Annotated in this window: 20 protein-coding genes; 13 read left to right on the forward strand and 7 right to left on the reverse strand. The window is 54.2% G+C overall.

Annotated elements, in window-relative coordinates; translation table 11 throughout:
* Window position 1: 1 nt before the first annotated feature.
* The 3 genes from argF to SMB34_RS02655 are packed head-to-tail and all read right to left on the reverse strand — an operon-like array spanning window position 2 to window position 3755.
* Window positions 2-1003 (reverse strand): ornithine carbamoyltransferase, encoded by a 1002-nt coding sequence (gene argF / locus SMB34_RS02645; protein ID WP_037987562.1) that lies wholly within the window; start codon window positions 1001-1003, stop codon window positions 2-4.
* 40 nt (window positions 1004-1043) lie between these two features.
* Entirely contained in the window at window positions 1044-2273 is a 1230-nt protein-coding gene (locus SMB34_RS02650; RefSeq protein WP_037987563.1) for an arginine deiminase, read from the reverse strand.
* Between the two features lie 21 nt (window positions 2274-2294).
* On the reverse strand, window positions 2295-3755 hold the full coding sequence (locus SMB34_RS02655; protein WP_037987564.1) for a YfcC family protein: 1461 nt from the start codon (window positions 3753-3755) through the stop codon (window positions 2295-2297).
* Window positions 3756-4247: 492 nt separating this feature from the next.
* Between SMB34_RS02655 and ruvX the strand changes: the two genes are divergently transcribed.
* A complete protein-coding gene (gene ruvX / locus SMB34_RS02660; protein WP_051682089.1) occupies window positions 4248-4778 on the forward strand; it encodes a Holliday junction resolvase RuvX in 531 nt (176 codons plus the stop codon).
* Between the two features lie 56 nt (window positions 4779-4834).
* On the opposite strand, the gene SMB34_RS02665 is transcribed toward ruvX, so the two are convergent.
* Window positions 4835-5662 (reverse strand): VOC family protein, encoded by an 828-nt coding sequence (locus SMB34_RS02665; protein ID WP_037987565.1) that lies wholly within the window; start codon window positions 5660-5662, stop codon window positions 4835-4837.
* A gap of 255 nt (window positions 5663-5917) precedes the next feature.
* Here SMB34_RS02665 and SMB34_RS02670 point away from each other — a divergent pair, with 255 nt between their 5' ends.
* The 7 genes from SMB34_RS02670 (at window position 5918) to rnr (ending at window position 16554) form a co-directional block, all read left to right on the forward strand.
* Window positions 5918-6841, forward strand: a complete 924-nt coding sequence (locus SMB34_RS02670; protein WP_037987566.1) for an AEC family transporter — start codon at window positions 5918-5920, stop codon at window positions 6839-6841.
* A 140-nt stretch (window positions 6842-6981) separates the two neighbouring features.
* Window positions 6982-7941, forward strand: a complete 960-nt coding sequence (locus tag SMB34_RS02675) for an aspartate carbamoyltransferase catalytic subunit (protein WP_110252313.1) — start codon at window positions 6982-6984, stop codon at window positions 7939-7941.
* Window positions 7938-9275, forward strand: coding sequence for a dihydroorotase (locus SMB34_RS02680; RefSeq protein WP_156962627.1), 1338 nt, complete (start codon window positions 7938-7940; stop codon window positions 9273-9275). Before SMB34_RS02675 ends, SMB34_RS02680 begins: the two co-directional genes overlap by 4 nt.
* 2 nt (window positions 9276-9277) lie before the next feature.
* Window positions 9278-9925 (forward strand): glycerol-3-phosphate 1-O-acyltransferase PlsY, encoded by a 648-nt coding sequence (gene plsY / locus SMB34_RS02685; RefSeq protein WP_205618032.1) that lies wholly within the window; start codon window positions 9278-9280, stop codon window positions 9923-9925.
* 19 nt (window positions 9926-9944) lie between these two features.
* Window positions 9945-11258 carry a DNA-processing protein DprA gene (gene dprA / locus SMB34_RS02690; protein ID WP_240478726.1) on the forward strand — a complete coding sequence of 438 codons (1314 nt, stop codon included), beginning with the start codon at window positions 9945-9947 and terminating at the stop codon, window positions 11256-11258.
* Between the two features lie 166 nt (window positions 11259-11424).
* A complete protein-coding gene (topA, locus tag SMB34_RS02695) occupies window positions 11425-14076 on the forward strand; it encodes a type I DNA topoisomerase (protein ID WP_037987568.1) in 2652 nt (883 codons plus the stop codon).
* 48 nt (window positions 14077-14124) lie between these two features.
* On the forward strand, window positions 14125-16554 hold the full coding sequence (gene rnr / locus SMB34_RS02700; RefSeq protein ID WP_037987569.1) for a ribonuclease R: 2430 nt from the start codon (window positions 14125-14127) through the stop codon (window positions 16552-16554).
* 54 nt (window positions 16555-16608) lie between these two features.
* On the opposite strand, the gene SMB34_RS02705 is transcribed toward rnr, so the two are convergent.
* Window positions 16609-17391 (reverse strand): Hpt domain-containing protein, encoded by a 783-nt coding sequence (locus tag SMB34_RS02705; protein WP_007089915.1) that lies wholly within the window; start codon window positions 17389-17391, stop codon window positions 16609-16611.
* A gap of 137 nt (window positions 17392-17528) precedes the next feature.
* On the opposite strand from SMB34_RS02705, the gene SMB34_RS02710 reads away from it, so the two are divergent.
* The 3 genes from SMB34_RS02710 (at window position 17529) to rpmG (ending at window position 19919) form a co-directional block, all read left to right on the forward strand.
* Window positions 17529-17966 carry a DUF983 domain-containing protein gene (locus SMB34_RS02710; RefSeq protein WP_007089916.1) on the forward strand — a complete coding sequence of 146 codons (438 nt, stop codon included), beginning with the start codon at window positions 17529-17531 and terminating at the stop codon, window positions 17964-17966.
* A gap of 74 nt (window positions 17967-18040) precedes the next feature.
* Window positions 18041-19657 carry a S41 family peptidase gene (locus SMB34_RS02715; RefSeq protein WP_240478727.1) on the forward strand — a complete coding sequence of 539 codons (1617 nt, stop codon included), beginning with the start codon at window positions 18041-18043 and terminating at the stop codon, window positions 19655-19657.
* A gap of 94 nt (window positions 19658-19751) precedes the next feature.
* Window positions 19752-19919: a 50S ribosomal protein L33 gene (gene rpmG / locus SMB34_RS02720; protein ID WP_007089918.1), complete on the forward strand. Its 168-nt coding sequence runs from the start codon at window positions 19752-19754 to the stop codon at window positions 19917-19919.
* 106 nt (window positions 19920-20025) lie between these two features.
* Here rpmG and SMB34_RS02725 read toward each other — a convergent pair whose 3' ends face one another.
* Window positions 20026-20403 (reverse strand): DUF423 domain-containing protein, encoded by a 378-nt coding sequence (locus SMB34_RS02725; protein ID WP_037987571.1) that lies wholly within the window; start codon window positions 20401-20403, stop codon window positions 20026-20028.
* A 273-nt stretch (window positions 20404-20676) separates the two neighbouring features.
* Window positions 20677-21357, reverse strand: coding sequence for a Crp/Fnr family transcriptional regulator (locus SMB34_RS02730; RefSeq protein WP_007089920.1), 681 nt, complete (start codon window positions 21355-21357; stop codon window positions 20677-20679).
* A 252-nt stretch (window positions 21358-21609) separates the two neighbouring features.
* Between SMB34_RS02730 and SMB34_RS02735 the strand changes: the two genes are divergently transcribed.
* The gene (locus SMB34_RS02735; RefSeq protein ID WP_037987572.1) at window positions 21610-22446 is read left to right on the forward strand and encodes an alpha/beta hydrolase; all 837 of its coding nucleotides are present in this window, start codon (window positions 21610-21612) and stop codon (window positions 22444-22446) included.
* A gap of 149 nt (window positions 22447-22595) precedes the next feature.
* Complete coding sequence (gene ggt, locus SMB34_RS02740) at window positions 22596-24371, forward strand: gamma-glutamyltransferase (protein WP_240478728.1); 1776 nt, start codon at window positions 22596-22598, stop codon at window positions 24369-24371.
* Window positions 24372-24385 lie beyond the last annotated feature (14 nt).

Below are 24385 nucleotides of genomic sequence, written 5' to 3' on the forward strand. Positions count from 1 at the left end.
GTTATCCTCCCAGTGTTGCGACCAAAACGGCTTTGATCGTATGCATCCGGTTTTCAGCCTGATCAAAAACAATCGATGCCGGGCTTTCGAACACCTCGTCGATAACTTCCATCGCATCAAGGCCGAACTCTGCCTTGATTTCCGCCCCCACACTGGTGGTGGTATCATGAAATGCCGGAAGACAGTGCATGAAGCGCACATGCGGATTGCCCGTTTTGTCCAGAACGTCCTTGTTCACCTGATACGGACGCAGGATCTTGATCCGTTCGGCCCATTTTTCCTTGGGCTCCCCCATCGAAACCCAGACATCCGTGTAAACGAAGTCAACGTCCCTGACCGCCTCGTCAACATTTTCAGTGAGGGTCAGCTTGGCCCCGGTTTCACGCGCAACCGATCGTGCTTCTTGCTGAATGCTTTCGACCGGCCAACAGTTTTTGGGCGCACACAGGCGTACATCCATGCCCATCTTGGCACCACCAATCAACAGGCTGTTACCCATATTGTTGCCAGCATCGCCCAAAAAGGCATATCGGGTTTGGTGCAGCGGCTTTTCGACATGCTCCTGCATGGTCAGGAAATCTGCCAGAATTTGCGTTGGATGGAATTCATCGGTTAACCCGTTGAAAACCGGAACCCCCGCATATTGCGCAAGCGTTTCCACAACTTTCTGCCCAAAACCACGATATTCGATCCCGTCATAAATACGACCCAGAACACGTGCCGTATCCTTGACGCTTTCCTTGTGGCCAATATGGCTTCCGGTTGGCCCAAGATAGGTCACGCGCGCGCCTTGATCATAGGCGGCAACTTCGAACCCGACCCGTGTACGCGTGGAATCCTTTTCAAAAATCAGCGCAATGTCCTTACCGGTCAAAGTCGGAACTTCGTAGCCGGCATATTTCGCCGATTTCAAATCCTTCGCCAGCTTCAACAGGAACTTGATTTCCTCACCGGAAAAATCGCTCAGGGTCAGGAAGCTACGGTTTTTAAGATTAAATGCCATTTTCAGGCTCCTTCGTTCTATGCAACCTGGGGCCTGGCCCCTACACCGGATCACGCATGGTTGGGCAGCTCATGCAATGCCCACCGCCGCGCCCCCGGCCCAATTCGGCGCCCGGTATGGCAAGAACCTTGATACCTGCGGCTTCAAGGGCGGCATTGGTATCGTCGTTTCGGTCATAACCGATGACGACGCCCGGACGCAGGGCCAGAACATTGTTTCCGTCGTTCCATTGTTCGCGTGACTGTTCGGCTTCGTTATTGCCGCCAGTCGGGACAACTTGCAGGAATTTATAGCCAAGAACCTCGGCAACGATGTCAAAGATGGGACGCGGATCGACACGGAAGTTCAGCTTGCCTGCTTCGGAACCAGGACGAATATCATAGCAAACCAGACCGTCAGCGACTTCCTTGAACGTCGTCACGACATCCCCTCCGCACAGGGTGAAAATCGTATCCAGATGCATGGCGGCACGTGATTTCGGAATCTGGAAGGCAAGAACACGTTCAACCACGTTATCGCGGAACAAAGCCTGCGCAAGTTGCCCCACCGCCTGTGGCGAAGATCGCTCGCCCATGCCAACCAGTACCGTGCCATTCCCGACCGGCATGATATCACCGCCCTCCAGCGTCGCCAGACCATGATCGCGGGTTGGATCGCCCCAGTGGATCTTTGTCTTTCCCGAAAATTTTGGATGAAATTTGTATATTGCCGTATTAAGCAATGTTTCCGGCCGCCGTGCCGCCCAGAACATCGGGTTGACGGTAACCCCGCCATAAATCCAGGCACTGTTGTCGCGGGTAAACAGCGCATTGGGCAATGGCGGTAAAATGAAACCATGATGCCCCAGATAGCTGCCGAACAAGCCGGTCGGCTCAAAAGGCAACTCATCGACGGTCAACCCGCCCAGAAGGAGTTCCGCAAGGCTGGCAGCCGGAAGATCTTCCATCCAGCCACGCAATTCCGAAAGCGCGCCAACACCGATCTGATCGGCAGTGATGCGATGATCAAGAACCCAGGAACGGGCTTCTTTGATGGCAAGCGTTTCAGATAGCAGATCATTGACATCAAGGACTTCGACACCTTCGTTGCGCATGATACTGGCAAAGACATCATGATCCTTTTGGGCCTGCTTGACCCAAAAAACATCATCAAACAAAAGCTCCTGACAATTACCCGGCGTCAAACGACGATGGGCCAATCCGGGGCGACAAACAACAACCTGACGCAACGTTCCGGTCTCAGAATGAACGCCGAGCATTTTTTCAGACATGACACTGTCCTTTCGGGGGACCTAAAGAGAAGTTCCGACAGACAAAACGACAGTAATCATGACTGTCAGCATCAAAAGAAGCGGCCAGACAAATGCCAGCCAGCGGTCGTAAGACACCCGACCAATGGCGAGCCCGCCAACCACCACGGCAAATGTCGGATTGATCAGATTGACCAACCCGTTTGCCGACTGATAGGCGGTCACGATCAGATGCCTGTCGACCCCGGAAAAATCGGACAAGGGTGCCAGAATCGGCATCGACAGAACAGCCAGCCCCGATGACGACGGCACAAGGAAACTCATTCCCGCCTCGATCCAGAACATCAGGTTGATAAAAGCCAGATTGCCAAGCCCGCTCAGGCTGCCAACAGCCCCGTGCAGCAATGTGTCGGCAATCAGGCCGTTTTGCATGATCACCACAATCCCCCGAGCCAGCCCGACAACAAGGGCGACCCCCAAAAGATCGCGCGCCCCGTCGACAAAATGCCCCGTCACTTCTTTTTCGCCCATTCGCGCCAAAAGACCGATCACAATCGCAGAACCAAGGAACAGAGCCCCCATCTGGGCCATCCACCAATCCTGGGATGAAACGCCCCAGATCATCACCGCGAAGGTTAAACCGAACAGGATCAAGATCAGGCTTTGTTTACCAGTAAGGGTCGCACTGTCGGTTTGGGCGTTATGGCCTTTCAGAAAGAAGGACCGGTGTGAATCCAGTTGCTTGGCAACAATCGATTTCGACGGGTCATTTTTCACCCGACCGGCATAACGCATCACATAAGCAATGCAGATGACCAAACCCAAAATCAGGATAACAAAGCGCAACACAATACCCGAAGTGAACGGAATATTCGCTGCGTTCGCCGCAATCACGGTGGCAAACGGATTTATGGTCGAGCCCAGAACACCGATACCAGCACCAAGCATGATGATCGCAACCGCAGTCACGGTATCGTAGCCCGCTGCAATCATGACCGGAATTAACAGACCATAAAAAGCCAGCGTTTCTTCCGCCATGCCATAGGTGGTCCCCCCGATGGCAAACAAGGTCATCAAAATAGGGATCATCCATATCTCGTGCCCTTTTAGCTTTTTCATCGCAGATCGAATACCGGTATCGATTGCACCGGTCGCGTTTACCACGCCGAGAAAACCGCCAAGGAAAAGAACAAACAGCGCCACATCAATCGCATTTGCGGCATAGCTATCAGGATCATAAAAACCGGCACCGGGTGCCAGCATGACATCAAAGAATCCCTGCGGATTCGGATCGACTTCGTGATATGTGCCGGGAACGGCAACCTCACGACCAATCGCCTCATTCATTTCCCGGTCATACTGCCCGGCCGGAATGACCCAGGTAAGAGCCGCGACAACAGTAATCAGAGCAAACAGGATCGTGTAGGCCGTGGGAAAACGGGACAACAAATCATGCTCATGTGTCTGTTCTGGCTTTGGCGGTTTGTCAAGCTTGGACGGCATTGCAAACTCCTGCTAAATAACGAAAAACCAACAATGTTTTCAGGTCTCGTCTCAGAAAAACTGCAATCCAATCAGGATGGATATCCACTTATCCCATAAGCAGACGCCAAATTCATTGACATACATCTAAAAAAATTGAATTCACAAAAAAGTAAAACCAGAATAAATTTTATGTAAAATTTGAAATAAGAAAAATAAAATCTATTTTTATTCTTATTTTATTATTAGAAGTAATTTATAAATTGAAATAATGGAAAATAAAAATTCAAATACCTTAAATTTACCTTCAACCGGCCATCCAGCACGTCCGCTTCCCAAATTGACTTCAACCTTATCAATCATGCGTTACAATCTGCGTTAAATCGCCTTATGGTGGATTTTCGGGCTGAATATGGCGTCATTTTCAAAAGCTAACAATTTGCCATTTGGCCTTTTGATCGATCCGAAATATTAGCTCTGGCACAGGACATAACTTACACCTATAAGGGCGCCATGATTTGCAATGACACACAGGAATTGCTGCGGTTTCTAACACCGGCAGCACGCGTTTTGGGGCTGGATCTCGGCACCAAAACCATTGGCGTGGCCCTTTCGGATGTCGGGCTACAGATCGCGTCCCCCTATTCGCTGATTTCGCGCAAGAAATTCACGCGTGATATTGCCGAACTTTCGGCAATCGTCACCAAGCAGAATGTCGGCGGCATCATCATCGGTTTTCCGCGTGAACTTGACGGCACGGTCGGCAAGGCATGCCACCGGGTTTATGCCTTTGTCGACGAGATGCAGAATTATATCGATCTGCCGATCCTGCTTTGGGATGAACGTCTTTCGACCAACGCGGTTGAACGCATCCTGATTGAAGATGTCGACATGACGCGCAAACGCCGGGCCCAGGTCGTCGATAAAACGGCTGCGGCCTATATACTGCAAGGCGCGCTTGATAACCTTAATCTTCATACCGATCCGGGCGCAACCCCTGATGACGACGATGATGAAGATGAATTTGGTAACGAAGAAGCCTGATTTTCAGCCAAACGAAACCACTTGGTTTCAGAGTTTTCGATCAGCCGCCTGTTTGTTCAGGCGGCTTTTCCTTTGGCCGTAAAAACAACCAGTGTTCCGAAAAATTTCGAGGGCGGCAGGATCAGACGGCCCTTTTTATGGATTGCCCCCATGGACTGGGCGGCTTGGGCAATCGTGTCGAGCGTGTTGACGATGATTTCATAACCGGCAAAGCCATCGGTAGGGAAAGCCGGGTCGTCAATTCCGAACCGGGTGACCATTTCATCACTATGCAGAGCTGTGACGATCTTCTCGGTTCCGATTTCTTCGACGAAATCCGTAACCGCGTCCGCCGCCCAATGCGTGAGGAATACCTTGCCAATCGCATAGGCGCCGTTGGCGTGGTTTTGATATTCCGGATAATAGAAATTCTGCGGCGGATGTCGATGCTGGCAGACAAAGGTCACCGCATGGCGCAACAGCGGATGATTGGCAAAGGCCAGCGAAAAAGCCAGATCGGTAAGCGATCCATCCGGAAGGGTCGCTTCGCGTTCGAACTTGAAAACACGGGGCACGGCGGCACCCGCGGCAATGAAATCCTCCCGGTCCTTTTCGGCATCGCGCGATTGCAGCGCCAGCATCGACATGCCTTCGCGATGACGCAGATAATCGCGGTTATAAATCGGGAAGGAAAACGGCGCGGCAAGATCGGTTTCAGCGATTTTTTCCGGCTCGATCACGGCAAGCAATTCGATATACATGCCATCAAGCTGGATCAGGGCATTGCCGGTGCCAAACGGATGATTGGCACGCGGGGTGAGGGTAAAACCCAGCTTGCGATAGGCATCGCAGGCCGCATCAAGATCATTGACACATAGAACCAGATGATCGATTGCGCGACTCATGGGCTTTCCCCTGATTGCATTCCTGTTTGCCGCGGCAGGTCACAGCGCAGGAATTTCTTTCAATTGATAAATCAGTGCGTTGAACGCATTATCTGAGCGACATCCATTATCACAGGATGTCCGTGCAATGAAACAGGCAGTCTTGTCGATACGACGTCAGGCCGGACTGTTACAATGCAAACCATCACAGAAAATCACATAACAACCGATTAATAACCGCTCCATCGTGCGGCAAGATATTTTCGAAAGCGCCCCATGTTAGCCATCCTGTCCGCCCTGATACCGACCTTTGCCCTGATCGTGCTGGGCTTCATCCTGCGGCAACGCAAATTCCTGCCTGATGCGTTCTGGCCAGGGGCGGAAAAGCTGACCTATTATGTGACATTCCCGGCATTGCTGTTTTCCAATACAGCGCGCGCCGATCTGGGCAGCCTGCCACTAGCGGGAATTGCGACTGCGATGCTGGGCACGGTTTTCATATGTACCGTTCTTATCCTAATCGCCAAGCCGGTTCTGAAAGTCGGCAATCCGGCGTTTTCATCTCTGTTTCAGGGCGCCATCCGGCCCAATACCTATATCGGACTTGCCGTTGCCGCGGCCCTTCTGGGCGAAGCCGGATTGACGGTAACGGCCCTTTGCGTTGCCCTTGTCGTGCCGACGGTCAATGTGCTGTCGGTTCTGGCATGCGCGCATTGGGGGGATAATGACCGCACGCCCGGCGCGGTATCGCTTTTGAGCGATGTTCTGCGCAATCCGTTGCTGATGGCGTGTGTTCTTGGCATTGGGATCAATATGACGGGATTTGGCCTGCCGCCAGTGCTTGGACCGTTTCTGGAAGTTCTGGGGCGTGCGGCATTGCCGATCGGGCTTCTGGCGGTTGGTGCGGGGCTTGATCTTTCGGCGGCACGACGCGCCGGGGGGCCGGTCGGATTTTCCACGCTGGGCAAACTTGTCATCAGCCCGGCAATTGCAGCGGGGCTTTGCCTTTTGCTCGGCCTGCCGCAGGTCGAACTGGCGGCGGTTGTGCTGTATGCCGGATTGCCCTGTTCGGCGAGTGCGTTTGTGCTGGCGCGCCTGATGGGTGGTGACGCCCCGATGATGGCCAGCATCATTACGGTTCATACGCTTGTCGCGATTGTCAGCATCCCGATCCTTGCGGTTTTGCTGCATGTGGTGTGATTTAAACCAAGCGAAATATTGACCATTCGGTCAGGATGTTGGGGCAATATTTTAACTTTCCGTGGCAGGGGCAATTGGGTATGCTCCGCGCGAAATTCTGCCCATACCATTTAAGGAATATGTGCAACGCCATGAGTGTCATGGGACCAGCGGCGGATCACTATCCGCATCCTCACCTCCTCGGTATCGAAGGTCTTACCCCGGGGGAAATCACCCTTATTCTTGATCGTGCGCAGCATTATGCGGAAAAGAACCGCACCGCAGACAAGACCAGCAACATTCTTGCCGGGGCCACGGTCGTCAATCTGTTCTATGAAAATTCGACCAGAACGCTGACATCGTTTGAACTTGCCGCCAAGCGGCTGGGGGCGATGGTCATCAACATGACGGTCGGCACCAGTTCGGTTAAAAAGGGTGAAACCCTGATTGATACGGCAATGACGCTGAATGCCATGAACCCCGATGCACTTGTGGTCCGTCACGGTGACAGCGGTGCGGTCAAGCTTCTGAGCGAGAAGGTCAATTGTGCGGTTCTCAATGCCGGGGATGGCCGCCACGAGCACCCGACACAGGCGTTGCTTGATGCGCTGACCATCCGCCGCCACAAGGGCCGCCTGCATCGGCTTAATGTTGCGATCTGCGGCGATATCGCGCATTCGCGCGTCGCCCGGTCCAATATCCTGCTGCTTAATACCATGGGATCGCGCGTGCGCCTTGTCGCGCCGCCGACCCTGATCCCGTCAAAGATCGACCGGATGGGGGTCGAGATTTTCCATGACATGGAAGAAGGCCTTAAGGATTGCGACATCGTCATGATGCTGCGCCTTCAGCTTGAACGCATGGAAGGAAGCTTTATCCCGTCGGTCCGCGAATATTTCCATTTCCATGGCCTTGATCGCGCCAAGCTTGCCAATGCCAAGCCCGACGCGCTGATCATGCATCCCGGCCCGATGAATCGCGGGGTGGAAATCGACAGCGAAGTCGCCGACGACGTCGAACGATCCGTCATCCGCGAACAGGTTGAAATGGGGGTTGCGGTGCGCATGGCCGCCCTTGAATTGCTGGTCCAGAACCACAGACAGGCGGGAGGCCAGGCATGACCCCCGCCATTCGCGTAAAGGGTACGGGCCGTAAGGCCATTATCAATGCCCGTCTGCTTGACCCGGCGGCACAGACCGACGGCGCGGGTGGCATCCTGATTGAAAACAGCAAGATCATCGACTGCGGTGCGCAGGTCACCCGCGACAATCTGCCCAAGGATTGCGAAATTGTTGATGCTGCGGGTGCGTGTCTTGCGCCCGGGCTTGTCGATATGCGCGCACAATTGCGCGATCCGGGGTTCGAACATCAGGAAACCATCGAAACCGCCGGTCGTTCGGCGGCAGCCGGCGGGATCACCACGATCATCGCACTGCCCAATACTGATCCGGTAATTGACGATGTGGCCGGTGTCGAATTTATCGCACGCCGGGCACGCAAGGTTGGCCTGGCCAAGGTTTTTGCCTATGGCGCGGTATCAAAGGGCATTGAGGGTGGCGAAATCACCGAGATGGGCCTTTTGCATCAGGCCGGTGCAGTGGCGTTTTGCGATGGCGTAAAAACCATCGCCAGTGCCCGGTTGCTGCGACAGGCGCTATCTTATTCGACCTTCTTTGATGGCATGATTGTCCAGCATCCCGAGGAACCGGAACTTTCCAGGGGGGCGTCGATGAATAGCGGCGAACTTGCCACGCGCCTTGGTCTTAGCGGTGTATCACCCCTTGCGGAAGTCATGCAGATAGAGCGCGATTTGCGGCTGGTTGAAATGACGGGCGGACGTTTGCATTTTGCCCATATCTCGACCGGGGAATCGGTCGAGATAATCCGCAAGGCCAAGAAACGCGGCCTTAAGGTCACGTGCGATACCGCCCCGTTCTATTTTGCGCTTAACGAAAATGCGGTTTCGGATTACCGGACCTTTGCCAAGCTGTCGCCCCCACTTCGGTCCGAAGACGACCGTCAGGCGATTGTGGCAGGCCTTGCCGATGGCACGATTGATGCCATCGCGTCGGACCATAATCCGCAGGATGTTGACTCCAAACGCCTGCCTTTTGCGCAGGCCGCCGCCGGTGGTGTTGGTTTTGAAACACTTCTGCCGATCACGCTAGAGCTTTATCATAACGGGCACATGTCGATGCTTGATGTGATTACCAAGCTGACAACCGCCCCTGCGGGACTGGTACGCATCAAGGGTGCCGGTACGCTTGAAATCGGGACGGCAGCCGATCTGGTGCTGTTTGATCCGGATCGCCCGTGGAAGATTGATCCTTATCAGTTCGAGTCAAAATCGAAAAACTCGCCATTTGACGGCCGCCTTACCCAAGGCCGTGTCCTGCGCACCATCATTGATGGTCGCGAGGTTTTTGCCGATCCCTCTGTCGCGGAAGGCGCGTGAATATGGAACTTGATGCCACTTACAAGGCAACCCTGATGTCGCTGCAGATTGCGACCGTTTGCGGTTATCTGCTGGGCTCGATCCCGTTTGGTCTGGTTCTGACGCGGATGGCCGGGCTTGGCGATATCCGCAAGATCGGATCGGGCAATATTGGTGCGACCAACGTACTGCGTACCGGCAACAAATTTCTGGCATTCCTGACACTTGTCGGCGATGTCGGCAAGGGTGCGGCAGCAGCCCTGCTATTTACCCATTTTGTCAATGCCGAGGCCGGTATTTTTGCTGGTGGTGCCGCGGTTGTCGGGCACATGTTCCCCGTATGGCTGCGTTTCAAGGGCGGCAAGGGTGTTGCCACCACCCTTGGGACCCTTGTTGCGGTCAACTGGATCATGGGGCTTGTCGCGGCAGCGGCGTGGCTTGTCATGGCGCTGATTTTCCGCATTTCATCGCTTTCGGCCCTGATTGCGATGATTGCCGCCCCGATTGCCGCCTTCCTGATTGCCAATGATCCCGGTGCCGGATGGCTTGCAATCTTCCTTGCGGTGATTGTCTGGGCTGCACATCACAGCAATATCCGCCGCCTTCTTAAAGGCGAAGAGCCGAAAATCGGCCAGAAGAAAAAAGAAGCCGCAGCCACCAGCGAAGAATAAGCTGTGCAGTTGGAATAGCTTGACGAAACAACGCCCGGATGATCACAATCCGGGCGTTATGGTTTCTGACATGCAACAACCGATACGATTACCGCAATCTGAACGCCTCGCACGTATGCGACTGGCGCGCAGTACCAATGTTGGCCCGGTCACATTCCGCAAGCTGGTCGAGCGGTTCGGATCGGCACGCAATGCCATTGATGCCCTGCCCGATATCATCGCGCGCACAGGTGGCAAACGGCAGATTGTTCTGGCAACGCGCGAAGACACGATTGCCGAAATTGAACAGGCGCGCGCCTGCGATGCCAAGCCGGTGATTATCGGTGATCCGGAATATCCGGTGATGCTGGCCGCGATCGAGGATGCCCCACCCTATTTTTATGCGCTGGGTCGTGTTGAACTTTTGACCAGGCCAACCATCGGGATCGTCGGTGCCCGCAATGCATCGGCCAATGGGTGCGGTTTTGCCCGGCGGTTATCCGCCGCCCTTTGCGACGCGGGATATGTTGTCGCATCGGGCATGGCGCGCGGGATTGATGGCGCGGTTCATGATGCCTGTCTGCAAATCGCAAATACAGATGGCGGCACCGTCGCGGTTCTGGGTGGGGGTGTGGATGTGATCTATCCGCGTGAACATGCCGATCTGTATCGCAAGCTTTGCGAAAATGGCTGCGTGATTTCGGAAATGCCACCGGGACTTAATCCGCAGGCACGGCATTTTCCAAGGCGCAACCGAATCATTTCCGGCCTGTCGCATGGCGTTGTCGTGGTCGAGGCCGGACGCAATTCCGGATCGCTGATTACCGCGCGTTTTGCCGGAGAACAGGGACGTGATGTTTTTGCCGTTCCAGGCAGTCCGACCGATCCGCGTGCGGCAGGCCCCAACAGCCTGATCCGTGACGGGGCGATCCTGTGCGACTCCGTTGATGTGATTTTGGATGCCTTGCGTGTTTCCGAACAAAACAACCATCTGCGTGAAGGAATTCATCATTTTGCCATCGACGGCCGTGCGACAACCACAACCAGTTCATCAGATGATTTCAGCGACATCACCAAATCCATCGAACGCGATGCCCAAAGCGCGATCATCGTCGACACCCCGGAAAGCATTGATAACCAAGAAGAAACAGGGGTCCCTGCCCCGACCCGAAACGGAGACCGTGAAACGGACCATATACTTGAATTATTGTCGTCCAGTCCGCTTCTGATTGATCAACTTATCCGGGCTTCTGGCATGCCTGCCGATGTGATTTCGACCATGCTGATTGAGCTTGAGCTTGCAGGAAGGGTTGAACGTCACCCCGGAAATAGGGTATCGCGTATCGCCGAATGAGTGTCGCAGACATCTGTGCTGCGACAATATTGTTGTGATTTGCCGCAATTTGCGCAATCTGATCTGAAATACGATCACACTATATATATGTGTCGGACATTCGGATCATTCGCAGCACGACATACATTTTCGCCCCAGGGCGCAAGAACCGGACACGAAAAACGTAATGAATCTTGTCATCGTCGAATCCCCGGCCAAAGCCAAGACGATCAATAAATATCTCGGTGACGATTACAAGGTGCTGGCCTCGTTTGGTCACATCCGCGATCTTCCGTCAAAAGATGGATCAGTTGATCCCGACAACGAATTTGCGATGGTCTGGGAAACCGATGGCCGTTCCGAAAAACAGATCCGCGAGATCGCATCGGCTGCACGCGATGCCGATACCATCTATCTCGCGACTGACCCGGATCGCGAAGGGGAAGCGATTTCATGGCATATTCTGGAAGTTCTGGAACAGAAAAAGCTTTTGCGCGGTCGCGATATTCATCGCGTTGTGTTCCACGAGATCACGAAAAAAGCGGTTACCGACGCGATTGCCAATCCGCGCGAGCTTAATCAGGAACTGGTCGATGCCTATCTGGCGCGCCGTGCCCTTGATTATCTGGTGGGCTTTAACCTGTCGCCGGTTCTGTGGCGCAAATTGCCCGGATCACGGTCGGCCGGTCGTGTTCAGTCGGTCGCCCTTCGCCTGATTTGCGAGCGCGAGATTGAGATCGAAGCATTCCGCCCCGACGAATACTGGTCACTCGAAGCCGGTTTCAAGGTGCCTGAGGGCAACTTCACCGCGCGTCTGACTCATCTGAACGGTGAGAAGCTTGATAAGCTGGCACTGGGCAATGAGGGTGCAGCGACGATTGCCAAGGAAAAGGTCGAAAGCCGCAGCTATACGGTTTCAAAGGTCGAGCGCAAAGACGTCAAACGTCGTCCGCAGCCGCCTTTCACCACCTCGACCCTGCAACAGGAAGCGTCACGCAAGCTGGGCTTTGGCGCGAAACGCACCATGCAGTTGGCACAGCGCCTTTATGAAGGGGTTGATATCGGTGGCGAGACAGTTGGCCTGATCACCTATATGCGTACCGATGCGGTCGTGCTGTCGGGCGAGGCACTGGCAGCAGCACGCCGCCTGATTTCCAAGGATTACGGTGAAAATTACCTGCCACCAAGTGCGCGCAGCTTTGCCAACAAGGCCAAGAACGCGCAGGAAGCCCACGAAGCCATCCGCCCGACGGACCTGTTCCGTCGCCCTGATCAGGTTGCGCGTCACCTGGATAAGGATCAGCTTGCGCTTTATACCCTGATCTGGAAACGCACCGTCGCCTGCCAGATGGAAGATGCCAAATTCGATCAGGTCGCGGTTGATCTGTCATCGAATGACAATCACGTGGTTCTGCGCGCCAATGGTTCGGTCGTGAAATTCGACGGTTTCCTGAAACTGTATCAGGAAGGCAAGGATGACGAGGCAGAAGACGAAAATGATCGTCGTCTGCCACCTTTGAACGAAGGCCAGAAGCCCGATCTTGGCAAAGTCAGTATCGACCAGCATTTCACACAGCCCCCGCCCCGTTATACCGAGGCGAGCCTGGTCAAGAAAATGGAAGAACTGGGAATTGGCCGTCCGTCGACCTACGCATCGATCATTTCGGTGTTGCAGGATCGCGATTATGTGACGCTGGACAAGCGCCGCTTTATCGCACAGGACCGCGGTCGTCTGGTCACGGCGTTCCTGTCGAAATTCTTCGAACGTTACGTGCAGTACAACTTTACGGCCGATCTGGAAAACCAGCTTGATGACGTTTCAAACGGAAGCCTTGCCTGGCGTGATGTGCTGAACCAGTTCTGGTCGGCCTTCAAGGGCAATGTTGACGAAGCCAAGGAACTGAAAATCACCGATGTGCTTGATGCGCTTCAGGTGATGCTGGAAAACTATCTGTTCCCGACGCGCGAAGATGGTACGGACCCGCATAAATGCCCGAAATGTTCCGAAGGGACGCTGAGCCTCAAGCTTGGTAAATTCGGCGCATTCCTTGGCTGTTCGAATTATCCGGAATGCAACTTTACCCGTCCGCTGGTTGCCAATGAAAATGGCGGTGATTCCGAACTTGATTCCGGGCCCAAGGTGCTTGGCATCGACAAAGAAACCGGCAAGGAAATCACGCTGCGCAAAGGGCCGTATGGCGTTTATGTGCAACTGGGTGAAGAAGAAGAAGTTGAAGGCAAGAACGGCAAACCCAAAAAGGTCAAGCCGAAGCGGACGTCGCTTCCGAAAGGTCTGGAGCCATCGGTTGTCGATCTGACCAAGGCGGAAGAATTGCTGACATTGCCGCGTCTGGTGGGCGTATTCCCCGATACGGGCGAGGAAATTAAAGCCAATGTCGGCCGTTTTGGCCCCTATGTTCAGGCGGGCAGCATTTTTGCATCGCTTAAGGCCGAGGATGACGTTCTGACGGTTGGAGAAAACCGTGCCATTGCCCTGATTGCGGATAAGCGCGAAAAAGCAGGCAAGGAAATCGGCAAACATCCCGATGACGGCGAACCAATATTCCTAGCCGATGGCCGCTGGGGTCCGTTTGTCAAACACAAGAAAACCAATGCCAATCTGCCGCGTGACACCAACAAGGAAGATGTCACGCTGGAAATGGCCATTGCGGCACTGAAGGAAAAGGAAGCCAAATCGGGAAAACCGGCCAAGGCAACCAAAACCGCAGCAAAGAAAACAACGACGAAAAAAGCGGCAGCCAAGAAGCCAGCCGCCAAAAAGACCGCTGCAAAGAAAACCGCAGCGAAAAAAACAATCAGGAAAGAGGCGGCGAACTAATCGCCGCCTTCCTTTTCTTGACGATATATTTGAAAGGACGCCGCGAAGTTGGCGAACGACACAGAAAATAAAACCCCGTTCCCCACACGGGAACAGATCATGGAATTCATCGATATGAGCCCCACCCCGGTGGGCAAGCGCGAAATTGCGCGCGCCTTCAACATCAAGGGTGCAGCGAAGATCGAGCTTAAAAAGATCCTGAGGGATCTGAAAATCGGTGGTGACGTGGTCAAGGGCCGCAGACGGTTTGACAAACCCGACCGCCTGCCGCCGGTTGAAGTACTGGAAATCATCGGCATTGATGATGATGGCGAGGTAATTGCCCGTCCCAATGTCTGGAAAGAAGATTACGAACCACCGGTCATTTACGTGAAAACGATCCGGCGTGGCGGACCAAGCGCACCGGGAATTGGCGATAAAATCCTTGCCAAACTGCGCTATACCGGCAAGCAGACCTATGAAGCCAGCATCATGCGGGTTCTGGGCAGCGGCCCGCAACGCGTTCTGGGCATTTTCCGCCCCAATGAACGCGAAGGCCGGGTTGTGCCGACAGACCGCAAGGATAGCGGCGAGATCGCCGTGCCGCTGGATGACCATCCCGATCTTGAAGGTGGTTCGCTGGTTCTGACCGAAATTCTCCCAGGCAAGCATTTTGGCCTGCGCAAAGGCCGGATTACAGAGGTTCTGGGCAATATCAACGAACCGAAATCGATCAGTCTGGTATCGATCCATGCGCGCGGTATTCCGTTTGAATTCCCGCCCGAGGTCGAATTGCAGGCGCGTGAGTCCAAGGCAACACCAATGGGCAAGCGCACCGATCTGCGCGATATTCCGCTGGTGACGATTGACGGTGCGGATGCGCGCGACTTTGACGATGCTGTCTGGGCCGAACCCGATCCTGATCCGGAAAACGAGGGCGGCTGGCACATCATGGTCGCGATTGCCGATGTGTCCTGGTATGTGCGCCCGCACGACGCTCTCGACCGTGAAGCGGTAAAGCGCGGCAATAGTTGCTATTTCCCGGACCGGGTGGTGCCGATGTTGCCGTTTGAATTGTCAAACGGCTGGTGTTCGCTGGTTCCACATGAAGATCGCGGCTGCATGGCCGTCGAGATGTGGTTAAACAGGCATGGTACAAAGTTGCGGCATAAATTCTGTCGCGGCATGATGCGATCAGCAGCACGCCTTACCTATGATCAGGTTCAGCGCGCCATGGATGGCTATCCCGACGACACAACGGGGCCATTGCTTGAAACCATTATCAAGCCGCTTTACGGCGCGTATGAAGCGTTTCTTGAAGCCCGCAAAGGGCGCGGTGTTCTGGAACTTGATCTTCCGGAACGCAAGATCGAGCTGAATGACAAGGGCCAGATCATTGCCATTGCCCCGCGGGCACGCTTTGACAGCCACAAGCTGATCGAGGAATTCATGGTAGCAGCCAATGTCTGTGCGGCCGAGGAACTTGAACGGATCAAGCAGCCCTGCATGTATCGTATTCACGATGCGCCAAGCGAGGAAAAGCTTGAGGCACTTCATGAATTTCTTGAGGGGGCTGGATACAAGCTGAACAAAGGGGCGGTCCTGCGCCCGCGCGATTTCAACCGCATCCTTGAACAGGCCAAGGACACACCCGAGGCCGAGTTGATCAATACGGTCGTACTGCGCAGCCAGTCACAGGCGATGTATAGCCCGGACAATATCGGGCACTTTGGTCTGGCCCTTAAGAAATATGCCCATTTCACATCCCCGATCCGACGTTATGCCGATCTTCTGGTGCATCGCGCGCTGATTGCGGGCCTGAAACTTGGCGAAGGCGGATTACCGACCGAAGATGGCGAACGGTTCGAGCAGATCGGCGAAGACATTTCCGGCACCGAACGACGGGCGGCCATGGCCGAACGTGATGCGGTTGACCGTTATGTAGCGGCCTATATGGCCGACAAGGTCGGCGCGGAATTCCCCGGACGTGTTTCGGGGGTCACGCATTTTGGCCTGTTCGTATCGCTTCAGGAAACCGGTGCCGATGGTCTCGTCCCGATTTCCACCCTGCCCGATGATTATTATGTGCATGATGCCATCGGACATGCATTGGTCGGGCAAAATCGCGGCAAGACATTCCGTCTGGGAGATGATGTTGTTGTCCGCATTGCTGAGGCGGATGCAGCAACCGGATCGCTTGCACTGCGTCTGGCGGGACATGCCGATATCACCGACCGTGACCTGATCGAACGGCCGCGTGGACGCGGCAAGCGCCGTGGCAGCCCCGGTGATCGCAGCCACCGTCACGGCACCAAACCGGGTTTCCGCGCCAATCCAAAGGATAAAAGCGGTGCATCTGGTGGTGGCCCCCGTGGGGGAAACCCGGGCAGCAAGCCTGGTGCCAAGGCTGCAGGCAAGAAGAAAACCACACCCAAAAAACAGCGCAAGCTGGTGGCATCAAGCCGGGTCGCACGCAACACGACCAAACGCGAAAGTTAAAGAAAAAGGGCGGCCGCGATGGTCGCCCTTTTTCGTTGATATCGGATGTTGCAATCAGTCAAGCGTTTCAATGAACTTTGCCAGATGCTCGGCTGTCTGCTTGCCCCGGTTTGAAATGATCACGACATTTGATGGCAGACCTTCCAGATCGGGGTGGAATGCCTCGAAGCTGGTCAGAAGGCCAAGCGCCTTGTCCTTCATGGTTTTCATTGCGGCAAGGGCGCGGATCAGTTCGATCCCGCTTAGACCATCAAGGACCGCCGCAGTGATGATTGCATCTGGGCGCGATTGCACGACGGTCTCGAATGCTTCGACTGCGTTACGTGCGGTGATGGTCCGGAACCCCTTTTCGCGCAATTCGCGTTGCAGAAAGTGCGCCTGAACCGTGGTTGCAGTGACAATCAGAACTTCCTTGTCATGCGCTGTTGGCGTGTTCGAGACGCTATCCTCATCCCCCTTTTTTGCACTTCGGGTCGGCAATGAGCGCAGAATGCGGGTTTCTTCCTCCGCCGGGGGATTGGTCCCGCTTTCGATGATTTCGCGGATCCATGTCGTGAAATCGACAAGCGATGCGGCTTCGAGATCATCAATTTCAGTCAGTTCGGCGATGTAATCTTCCATGCGGTGCGCAATAGCGCCGACAAGCGGGAAACCGAACGATCCGGCCAAACCTTTGACTGTGTGGGCTTCGCGCCGCAGTTCGGCGATGCCAACATCAGCCTTGTCCATACCGCCGGCAACACGATCAATGGTGGTTTCGATGCGGTCTGCGCGTTCCAGAGTGTCTTCAATGAAATCCTGTTTCAGTCGGGCGACGATATCGTCTGCATTCCCCATCTGGGCGCTCCTGTACCGGGTTGAAGACATCAGTATCAAAGAGTCGGTATTATAACGGCGTTTCGCAGGGTTTTCAGCCATGCCAGAAAAGCACTTGCCCGATCACTTCAACTTCATGATGATAGATATCCGTTTCAATGCCCCTTTTTTTCGGCCCGATCAAGGGGCTGGATCAAAAAACAGGAACGAATGCCACCATGCAGCCAGAATATAGCGAACAAAGCAGCGGGTCGCGCCTGCTAACCGGTCTTAGCCGCGGTTTCCGCCGGAAATGCCCCAATTGCGGGCATGGACTTGCGTTTGGCGGGTATCTGAAGCTGCGTCAGGAATGTGATTGCTGTGCGCATCCGATCGGCGAATATCGCTGTGATGATGCACCGCCCTATTTCACGATTTTCATTGTCGGCCATATCGTTGTTGGCGGGGCGCTTACGATGGAACAATCCATGCAGCCATCCATGGCGCTGCAATTGTCGGTCTGGCTACCGATCACTGTTTTGCTTTGCCTCGGCTTCCTGCCCTTTATCAAGGGGGCGGTGCTTGGAACCCAGTGGGCGATGAAGATCAAGGGATAGTCATTGTCGACTGCACATCATTCGCAGTAGAATGACTTTCACATTGATCCATCTCCTTTCGGATTGAGCACATTTTGGCATCAGCCACGCAGGACTTCGATACTGTTTCTTTCCGTCCGGCTTTACGCCCGATAAGGCGTGTTGCCGGGATGGTTGGTATTTGCCTTTTGCTGGCCGGGTGTGTGACCCAGCGTGCGGATGTGATCATTTCAAGTGATGATGCGCAGACGCGCGATGTGATGTCACAAACCATCGAACTGGTCGCGACCCGATATATTGATCCAATTGGCCGTGAACAGATCGTTGTCAATGCGCTTGACGGGCTTTCGACCATTGATCCGAACATTCGCATCGGCATGACGCCTGACGAAATCATCCTTGGATATAACGGTAAAACCGTTCGCAATCTTGCCCTGCCCGCTGCCGATAGCGAAGAACAGGACACCCTTTTGTGGACGGAGCTGACGCTTACGGGCGTTGGCATTTACCGGGTTTATTCACCAGACTTGCGCCATGCCGATCCGCTTTCGGTACAATCGGCCCTTGTCAGTGGATCAATCAAGAACCTTGATCGATACAGCCGTTACGAGGGTCCCAGCCAGGCCGAAACGGCGCGGACACGGCGCGATGGTTATATCGGGGTTGGCGTGCGACTGATCGGTGGCGATGGATATCCGGTCATCAAGAAAGTGCACGAAGACAGCCCGGCGGCCAAGGCAGGCCTTAATATCGGCGATCAACTGATTTCGGTGAACGGGATCAACCTTTATAACCGGACCGCCTCCTACGCCAGCGACCTTTTGCATGGCGAGGAAGGCACACGTGTTTCAATCGAGATCAATGGGGCCGATAGCCCGGTCGTCACACCGGTTGAAATTATGCGAGAACGCGTTATCGGCCGGACCGTTTTTGCCGAAATTCGCGACAATATTCTGATTGCGCGGATCGCCAGTTTTAACAGCGCGACGGCACAGGCGCTTGGCGATGAAATCCTGAAGGCCGATCTTTATCCCGGTGGTTTGCGCGGGGTGATCCTTGACCTTCGCGGCAATCGTGGCGGGCTTTTGCAGCAGGGTGTGGAGGTTGCCGATCTGTTTATTGCCGGTGGCCCGATTGCCAATACCCGATCACGCGTGATGGCCGCGCGCCATATCTTCAAAGCCGATGCCGAGGACCTGACCCGCGGTGCCCCGCTTGTGGTTCTGATTGATGGAAGAACGGCATCATCGGCCGAACTGGTCGCCGCGGCCCTTCAGGACCGCAATCGCGCCGTTCTGATCGGGTCGACCAGTTTTGGCAAGGGATCGGTTCAGGCGATCAATGATCTTTCGAACAAGGGTACCCTGACCTTTACATGGTCGCAGATGACGGCTCCATCCGGTTACACATTTGATCGTATCGGACTTTTCCCGTCGATCTGCACAACCGCCGACGGAGTTGGTCCGGATGAACAGATCAAATCTGCATTGGCCCATCGCGATGACATGGTCGCCGTGATGACAAAATGGCGCAATCTTGATTATCAGAACGAACAGGCACGACAGGACCTTAGAAAGGTGTGCCCGGCCCGTCAGGGCATTGATGAAAACGACATTGATATCGCGCTTGAATTGATCAAAAACCTCCCGGGTTACAAGGATTTGGCTCAGTTGCCGATCAATGAAATTGCCGATACCTTTGCCTCGCAATAAAAATGGCATTAATTTTGCCAAAATGGCTTGACACCCGGCGCATAACCTTTATGTTCCGCGGCCTGAGATACACCTGAACACAGGAAGCTGAGATATGGCGAAGCCCGCTTCGATCCTCGTAAAGTTGGTAAGCACCGCTGACACCGGTTACTTCTACGTCGTTAAGAAGAACCCGCGGAATACCACCGAGAAATTCTCGTTTCGCAAGTACGACCCGGTCGTGCGCAAGCACGTCGAGTTCAAAGAAGCGAAAATGAAGTAATCTTTCAGCCTCGGCTGATTAGGTTACCGGAATTTAAAAAAGACGTGACCTTCGGGTCGCGTCTTTTTTATTGTCTGGTGGACCTAGTGAAACGCCCCAACTCCCGTCAGGCTGAAAATCTTTTCCAGCCTGCCCCCGCCAGCATCAGCCAGCCGGCAATGAAAGACAGCCCGCCAATTGGAGCCACCATGCCAAAGGCGCTTATCCCGGCAAAGGCAATGACATAAAGCGCTCCGCAGAAGAATAAAATACCCGCCAGCATTGCATATGCCGCCCAGCGCAAAAGCCGTTCATCGGGCACCTGATGGGCAAGGGCTGCGATGGCAGCAACCCCCACAGCATGAACCAGCTGATAATGGGCGGCAGTTTCGACAAGATCACGGGCGTGGCTCATTTCTTCGCCTGCCATGCCGTGGGTTGCGAACGCACCAAGTGCGACGGCAATTGCCCCATTAAGCCCCGCCAAAACAACAGATAACCGCATGAAGATGTTTCCTGATTTTATAAAGCCTTAAACTGGCGATACTTTATAGACCGGTAGCTGGGCGCGCCATGATCAAACGCAAAAAAAATGGCCGTACAAAAAATTGTACGGCCAGTAAACTCTCTTGGGGGAGATGTTCCGGACCATTTAAATGCCCGTCACCCTGTTTTTCTATCCTGTACGGCCAAAGGTTTCTGTGACACCCGTCACAATTGACGAAACAATTTCGACTTTCTGTCGACATTTCATCATTTCGCAACCGACCTGATTAAATCAATGGATCGACTCACTCAGGAATTCTTCCAGACGTCGTACATCGGGAACGTAAAGACCGGTATCGTTTTTGGTCACCAGTCCCTTGCGCGCCAGACTGCCCATAACGCGCGCAACCGTTTCGCGCGATGTGCTGACACGCCCGGCAATGTCGGAATGAACCGGCACCGGGTTTAACGTTGCCGATCCGTCCCCTGCAATCGCGATCTGTGCGCAGCGCAGAATTTCCGCCACGACACGTTCGTTCGCGCCAAGGGTACTCACATCAACAATCCGCCGGGTCGACGTCCGCACGATACGCGCGAGTTCATGAATGACATTCCAGGCGACAGATGGGTGGTTCTTGACGACTTTTTCGAAATTGGCCGGACTGACAATGGCAACATCGGTATTGGTAACGGCCAGCACACAAGCCGAACGGGGTTCTCCATCGATGGCCGAAAGATGGCCGACACAGCCGCCGGCCCCGATTTCCTCCAGCGTGATTTCACGCCCCGATAGCGAATAATTCACGATCCTGACCTTACCCGACAGGATCAGATAGACATCCGAACTGTCCGATTCCGGTTCAATGATCTGCGCACCGGCCGAAAATGTTTTTCGGTTGATGTGCCGTTCGACATCCGCAAGTGCGGCTTGATCAAGCCCCGCAAGAATACCGACCACCGATAATTCTACCATCTACCCCAGCTTTTCCATGCTCTCGTTTTCATCGTTTTACCGGTTCATCGCGAATGTGACCGATACCGACTATCCCCTTAGGATCATATGCAAAGCAGTCGGCACTGACAATCACCGGCAATCAATTTCGGGGCTATTTTCAATACAATTGTATGACCATACTCTATCCAAACGAATGCTGCGGATGTGAATTGTCGATTTTCATGTTAGATTATATGGATCCCTACACAATTCGCATGCAGGAGGCCTGCCATGAGTCCCGAATTGGAAATTTTTCGCCGTAACCCAAGCAGCAAGCCCAAATCTAAAACCCCGATTGTTTTCGTCCATGGTGCGTTTACTGGTGCCTGGTGCTGGAACGAGCATTTCCTGACCTGGTTTGCCGATCAGGGGTTTGAAACCATCTCATTTTCACTGCGCGGCCATGGTGGCAGCGGCGGACGCGACCTGCGCAGTCTGGCGTCAATTGATGATTATGTCGAAGACCTTGAAACCGTTGTCGATACGCTGGGACAGAAGCCGATCCTGATCGGGCATTCGATGGGTGGTTACATCATCCAGAAATATCTTGAAAAACATAAGGCCGCCGCTGCGGTACTGATGGCATCCGTCCCACCGGAAGGCCTTCTTGCCAGCAACGCCATGATGGCGATGGCAAAGCCCGATCTTTATCTTCAGATGTTCTGGCTTCAGGCAATAGGACCGCACACCCTGCTGCGAGACAGGCTTGGGCGTGCCATGCTGTCGCCCGACATCGCCGAGGACGAAGGCATGATTTATTTCGGTCGCCTTGAAACAGAAAGCCACCGCGCCCTGATGGATATGATGGGCGCCAATCCTGTGTTTCTATCGCAAACAGATCTGCCGCCGATACTGGCCATCGGGGCACGCAATGATGAGATCATTCAAAGCGAGCTGGTCAATCATACCGCGAAGCGTTTGGGCGCGGATTGCATTCTGCTTGATGATATCGCACACGCGATGATGCTTGACGCAAAATGGGAAAAAGCAGCATCCCAAATTGCTAAATGGCTTGAAAAAAACGTAATCGAAAAACAGGACAGTACCTCAAAGAAGTCCGCAGCCTGATTGATTACAAAAAACGAATTCATTTTTAAAGGCAGGATGTTAGCGCATTCTGCCTTTTGTTTTTCTGAACGTCCCCAACTGTTTTCTTTTCAATCACCACCATTTCTGGAAGCATGGGCCATCAGAACCACAACAAAAAGGTTGGTGACATGCCCCACATGATCAAAGGTTTCCGTCTGCGGTCCTTTCTGCTGAGCAGTGCAACGGCGATATTGCTGACACTGCCGGCCAACGCACAACAGGCCACGGATGCGATTGCACCCGAAAGTGCGACATCGCCGGTCTCACATCGCGACGCTGTTCGCGCGCCGAACTGGATGGTTACGGCGGCCAACCCGCTGGCGGTTGAAGCTGGTGCAAATGTGCTTCGTCGCGGCGGCAATGCTATTGATGCCATGGTCGCCGTTCAGACGATGCTTGGACTAGTTGAGCCACAGTCGTCGGGACTGGGGGGCGGTGCCTTTCTGGTTTATTTTGATGCACGCAGCGGCAAGCTGACAACCATGGATGGCCGCGAAACGGCGCCGATGGCCGCCACACCGCCCCTGTTTCAGACCGAAACAGGCGAACCAATGGAATTTTATGATGCTGTTGTCGGCGGTCGGTCCGTCGGGACACCGGGAACACCAGCATTACTGAAAGTAGCCCACGAAAAATGGGGTCAACTGGAATGGCCCTCATTGCTGTCCCCTGCCATAGAACGCGCCGAAATCGGTTTTAATGTCTCCCCTCGCCTTGCCGGACTGATCGCCGAGGATGCCGAAAAGCTCTCACGCGATGATACCGCAAAGGGCTATTTCTTTGACAGCAATGGCGCGCCGCTTGAAGAAGGTGCGCTTCTGAAAAACCCGGAATATGCCAATACCCTTAAAGCGTTGGCACAAAACGGTACTGACGGGTTCTATTTTGGGCCGATTGCCAATGACATCATTAACAAGGTTCAGGAGGCAAGCTGGAACCCCGGTGTTCTGTCCCTGAAAGACCTTGCCAATTATACTGTCAAGGAACGTGATCCGGTTTGCGCCGATTATCGCGGATATGAAATATGTGGAATGGGCCCGCCATCATCCGGTGCCCTGACGGTCGGGCAGATACTTGGGCTGATCGAACCGTTTGATATTGGTGATTTTGGCCCCAAATCGCCGGAAAGCTGGCGATTGATTGGTGATGCATCACGTTTGGCCTTTGCTGATCGCGGGCGATATATGGCTGATATCGATTTTGTGCCGATGCCTTTGACCGGATTACTGGACAAGGATTATCTGGCAAAAAGATCGAAGCTTCTGGAAAGCGACCAGGCACTGGAAAGTGTGGAACCGGGCATGCCCGCGTTCAGTCACGCCATGCGGCTGGCCGATGATGAAGCAATCGAATTCCCCAGCACCAGCCATTTTTCAATTGTCGATGCCATGGGTAACGTTGTGTCGATGACCACCACCATTGAAAACGGCTTTGGGTCGCGCCTGATGGTGCGCGGCTTTATGTTGAACAATGAACTGACCGATTTTTCGTTCAAGACACACAGCAACGGTGTGCCGATTGCCAATCGGCTGGAACCGGGCAAACGCCCGCGTTCTTCCATGGCACCGACAATCGTCATGCAGGAAGGCAAACCGGTTATCGCCGCCGGGTCACCTGGCGGATCGCGGATTATCGGGTATGTCGCACAGGCGCTAGTCGGGATGATTGACTGGGGCTTGGACCCGCAGCAGGCCATCAACATGCCCCATCTGATCAACCGGTTCGGAACCTTTGATATCGAGGCAGGAACAGAGGCCGAGGCTCTTGAGCCATACCTTCAGCAACGCGGTTTCAAAACCGAGATCCGCGATCTTAATTCCGGTTTGCACATCATCCGGATTACCGATCAGGGTCTGATTGGCGGGGCAGATCCACGACGCGAAGGCATTGTTATCGGCGGGTAAATATAGATTTCGAT

This window comes from Thalassospira permensis NBRC 106175 (assembly GCF_000714555.1).
GTDB classification, from domain to species: Bacteria; Pseudomonadota; Alphaproteobacteria; order Rhodospirillales; family Thalassospiraceae; genus Thalassospira; species Thalassospira xiamenensis.

Coding starts and splice junctions, on each gene's coding strand:
- SMB34_RS02655 (WP_037987564.1), bottom strand. CDS start 3,755: ATGCCGTCCAAGCTTGACAAACCGCCAAAGCCAGAACAGACACATGAG.
- topA (WP_037987568.1), top strand. CDS start 11,425: ATGAATCTTGTCATCGTCGAATCCCCGGCCAAAGCCAAGACGATCAAT.
- SMB34_RS02735 (WP_037987572.1), top strand. CDS start 21,610: ATGAGTCCCGAATTGGAAATTTTTCGCCGTAACCCAAGCAGCAAGCCC.
- SMB34_RS02705 (WP_007089915.1), bottom strand. CDS start 17,391: ATGGGGAATGCAGACGATATCGTCGCCCGACTGAAACAGGATTTCATT.
- SMB34_RS02675 (WP_110252313.1), top strand. CDS start 6,982: ATGGGACCAGCGGCGGATCACTATCCGCATCCTCACCTCCTCGGTATC.
- SMB34_RS02650 (WP_037987563.1), bottom strand. CDS start 2,273: ATGTCTGAAAAAATGCTCGGCGTTCATTCTGAGACCGGAACGTTGCGT.
- SMB34_RS02670 (WP_037987566.1), top strand. CDS start 5,918: ATGTTAGCCATCCTGTCCGCCCTGATACCGACCTTTGCCCTGATCGTG.
- ruvX (WP_051682089.1), top strand. CDS start 4,248: ATGATTTGCAATGACACACAGGAATTGCTGCGGTTTCTAACACCGGCA.
- rpmG (WP_007089918.1), top strand. CDS start 19,752: ATGGCGAAGCCCGCTTCGATCCTCGTAAAGTTGGTAAGCACCGCTGAC.
- SMB34_RS02725 (WP_037987571.1), bottom strand. CDS start 20,403: ATGCGGTTATCTGTTGTTTTGGCGGGGCTTAATGGGGCAATTGCCGTC.
- argF (WP_037987562.1), bottom strand. CDS start 1,003: ATGGCATTTAATCTTAAAAACCGTAGCTTCCTGACCCTGAGCGATTTT.
- plsY (WP_205618032.1), top strand. CDS start 9,278: ATGGAACTTGATGCCACTTACAAGGCAACCCTGATGTCGCTGCAGATT.
- SMB34_RS02730 (WP_007089920.1), bottom strand. CDS start 21,357: ATGGTAGAATTATCGGTGGTCGGTATTCTTGCGGGGCTTGATCAAGCC.
- SMB34_RS02680 (WP_156962627.1), top strand. CDS start 7,938: ATGACCCCCGCCATTCGCGTAAAGGGTACGGGCCGTAAGGCCATTATC.
- SMB34_RS02710 (WP_007089916.1), top strand. CDS start 17,529: ATGCCCCTTTTTTTCGGCCCGATCAAGGGGCTGGATCAAAAAACAGGA.
- SMB34_RS02665 (WP_037987565.1), bottom strand. CDS start 5,662: ATGAGTCGCGCAATCGATCATCTGGTTCTATGTGTCAATGATCTTGAT.
- ggt (WP_240478728.1), top strand. CDS start 22,596: ATGCCCCACATGATCAAAGGTTTCCGTCTGCGGTCCTTTCTGCTGAGC.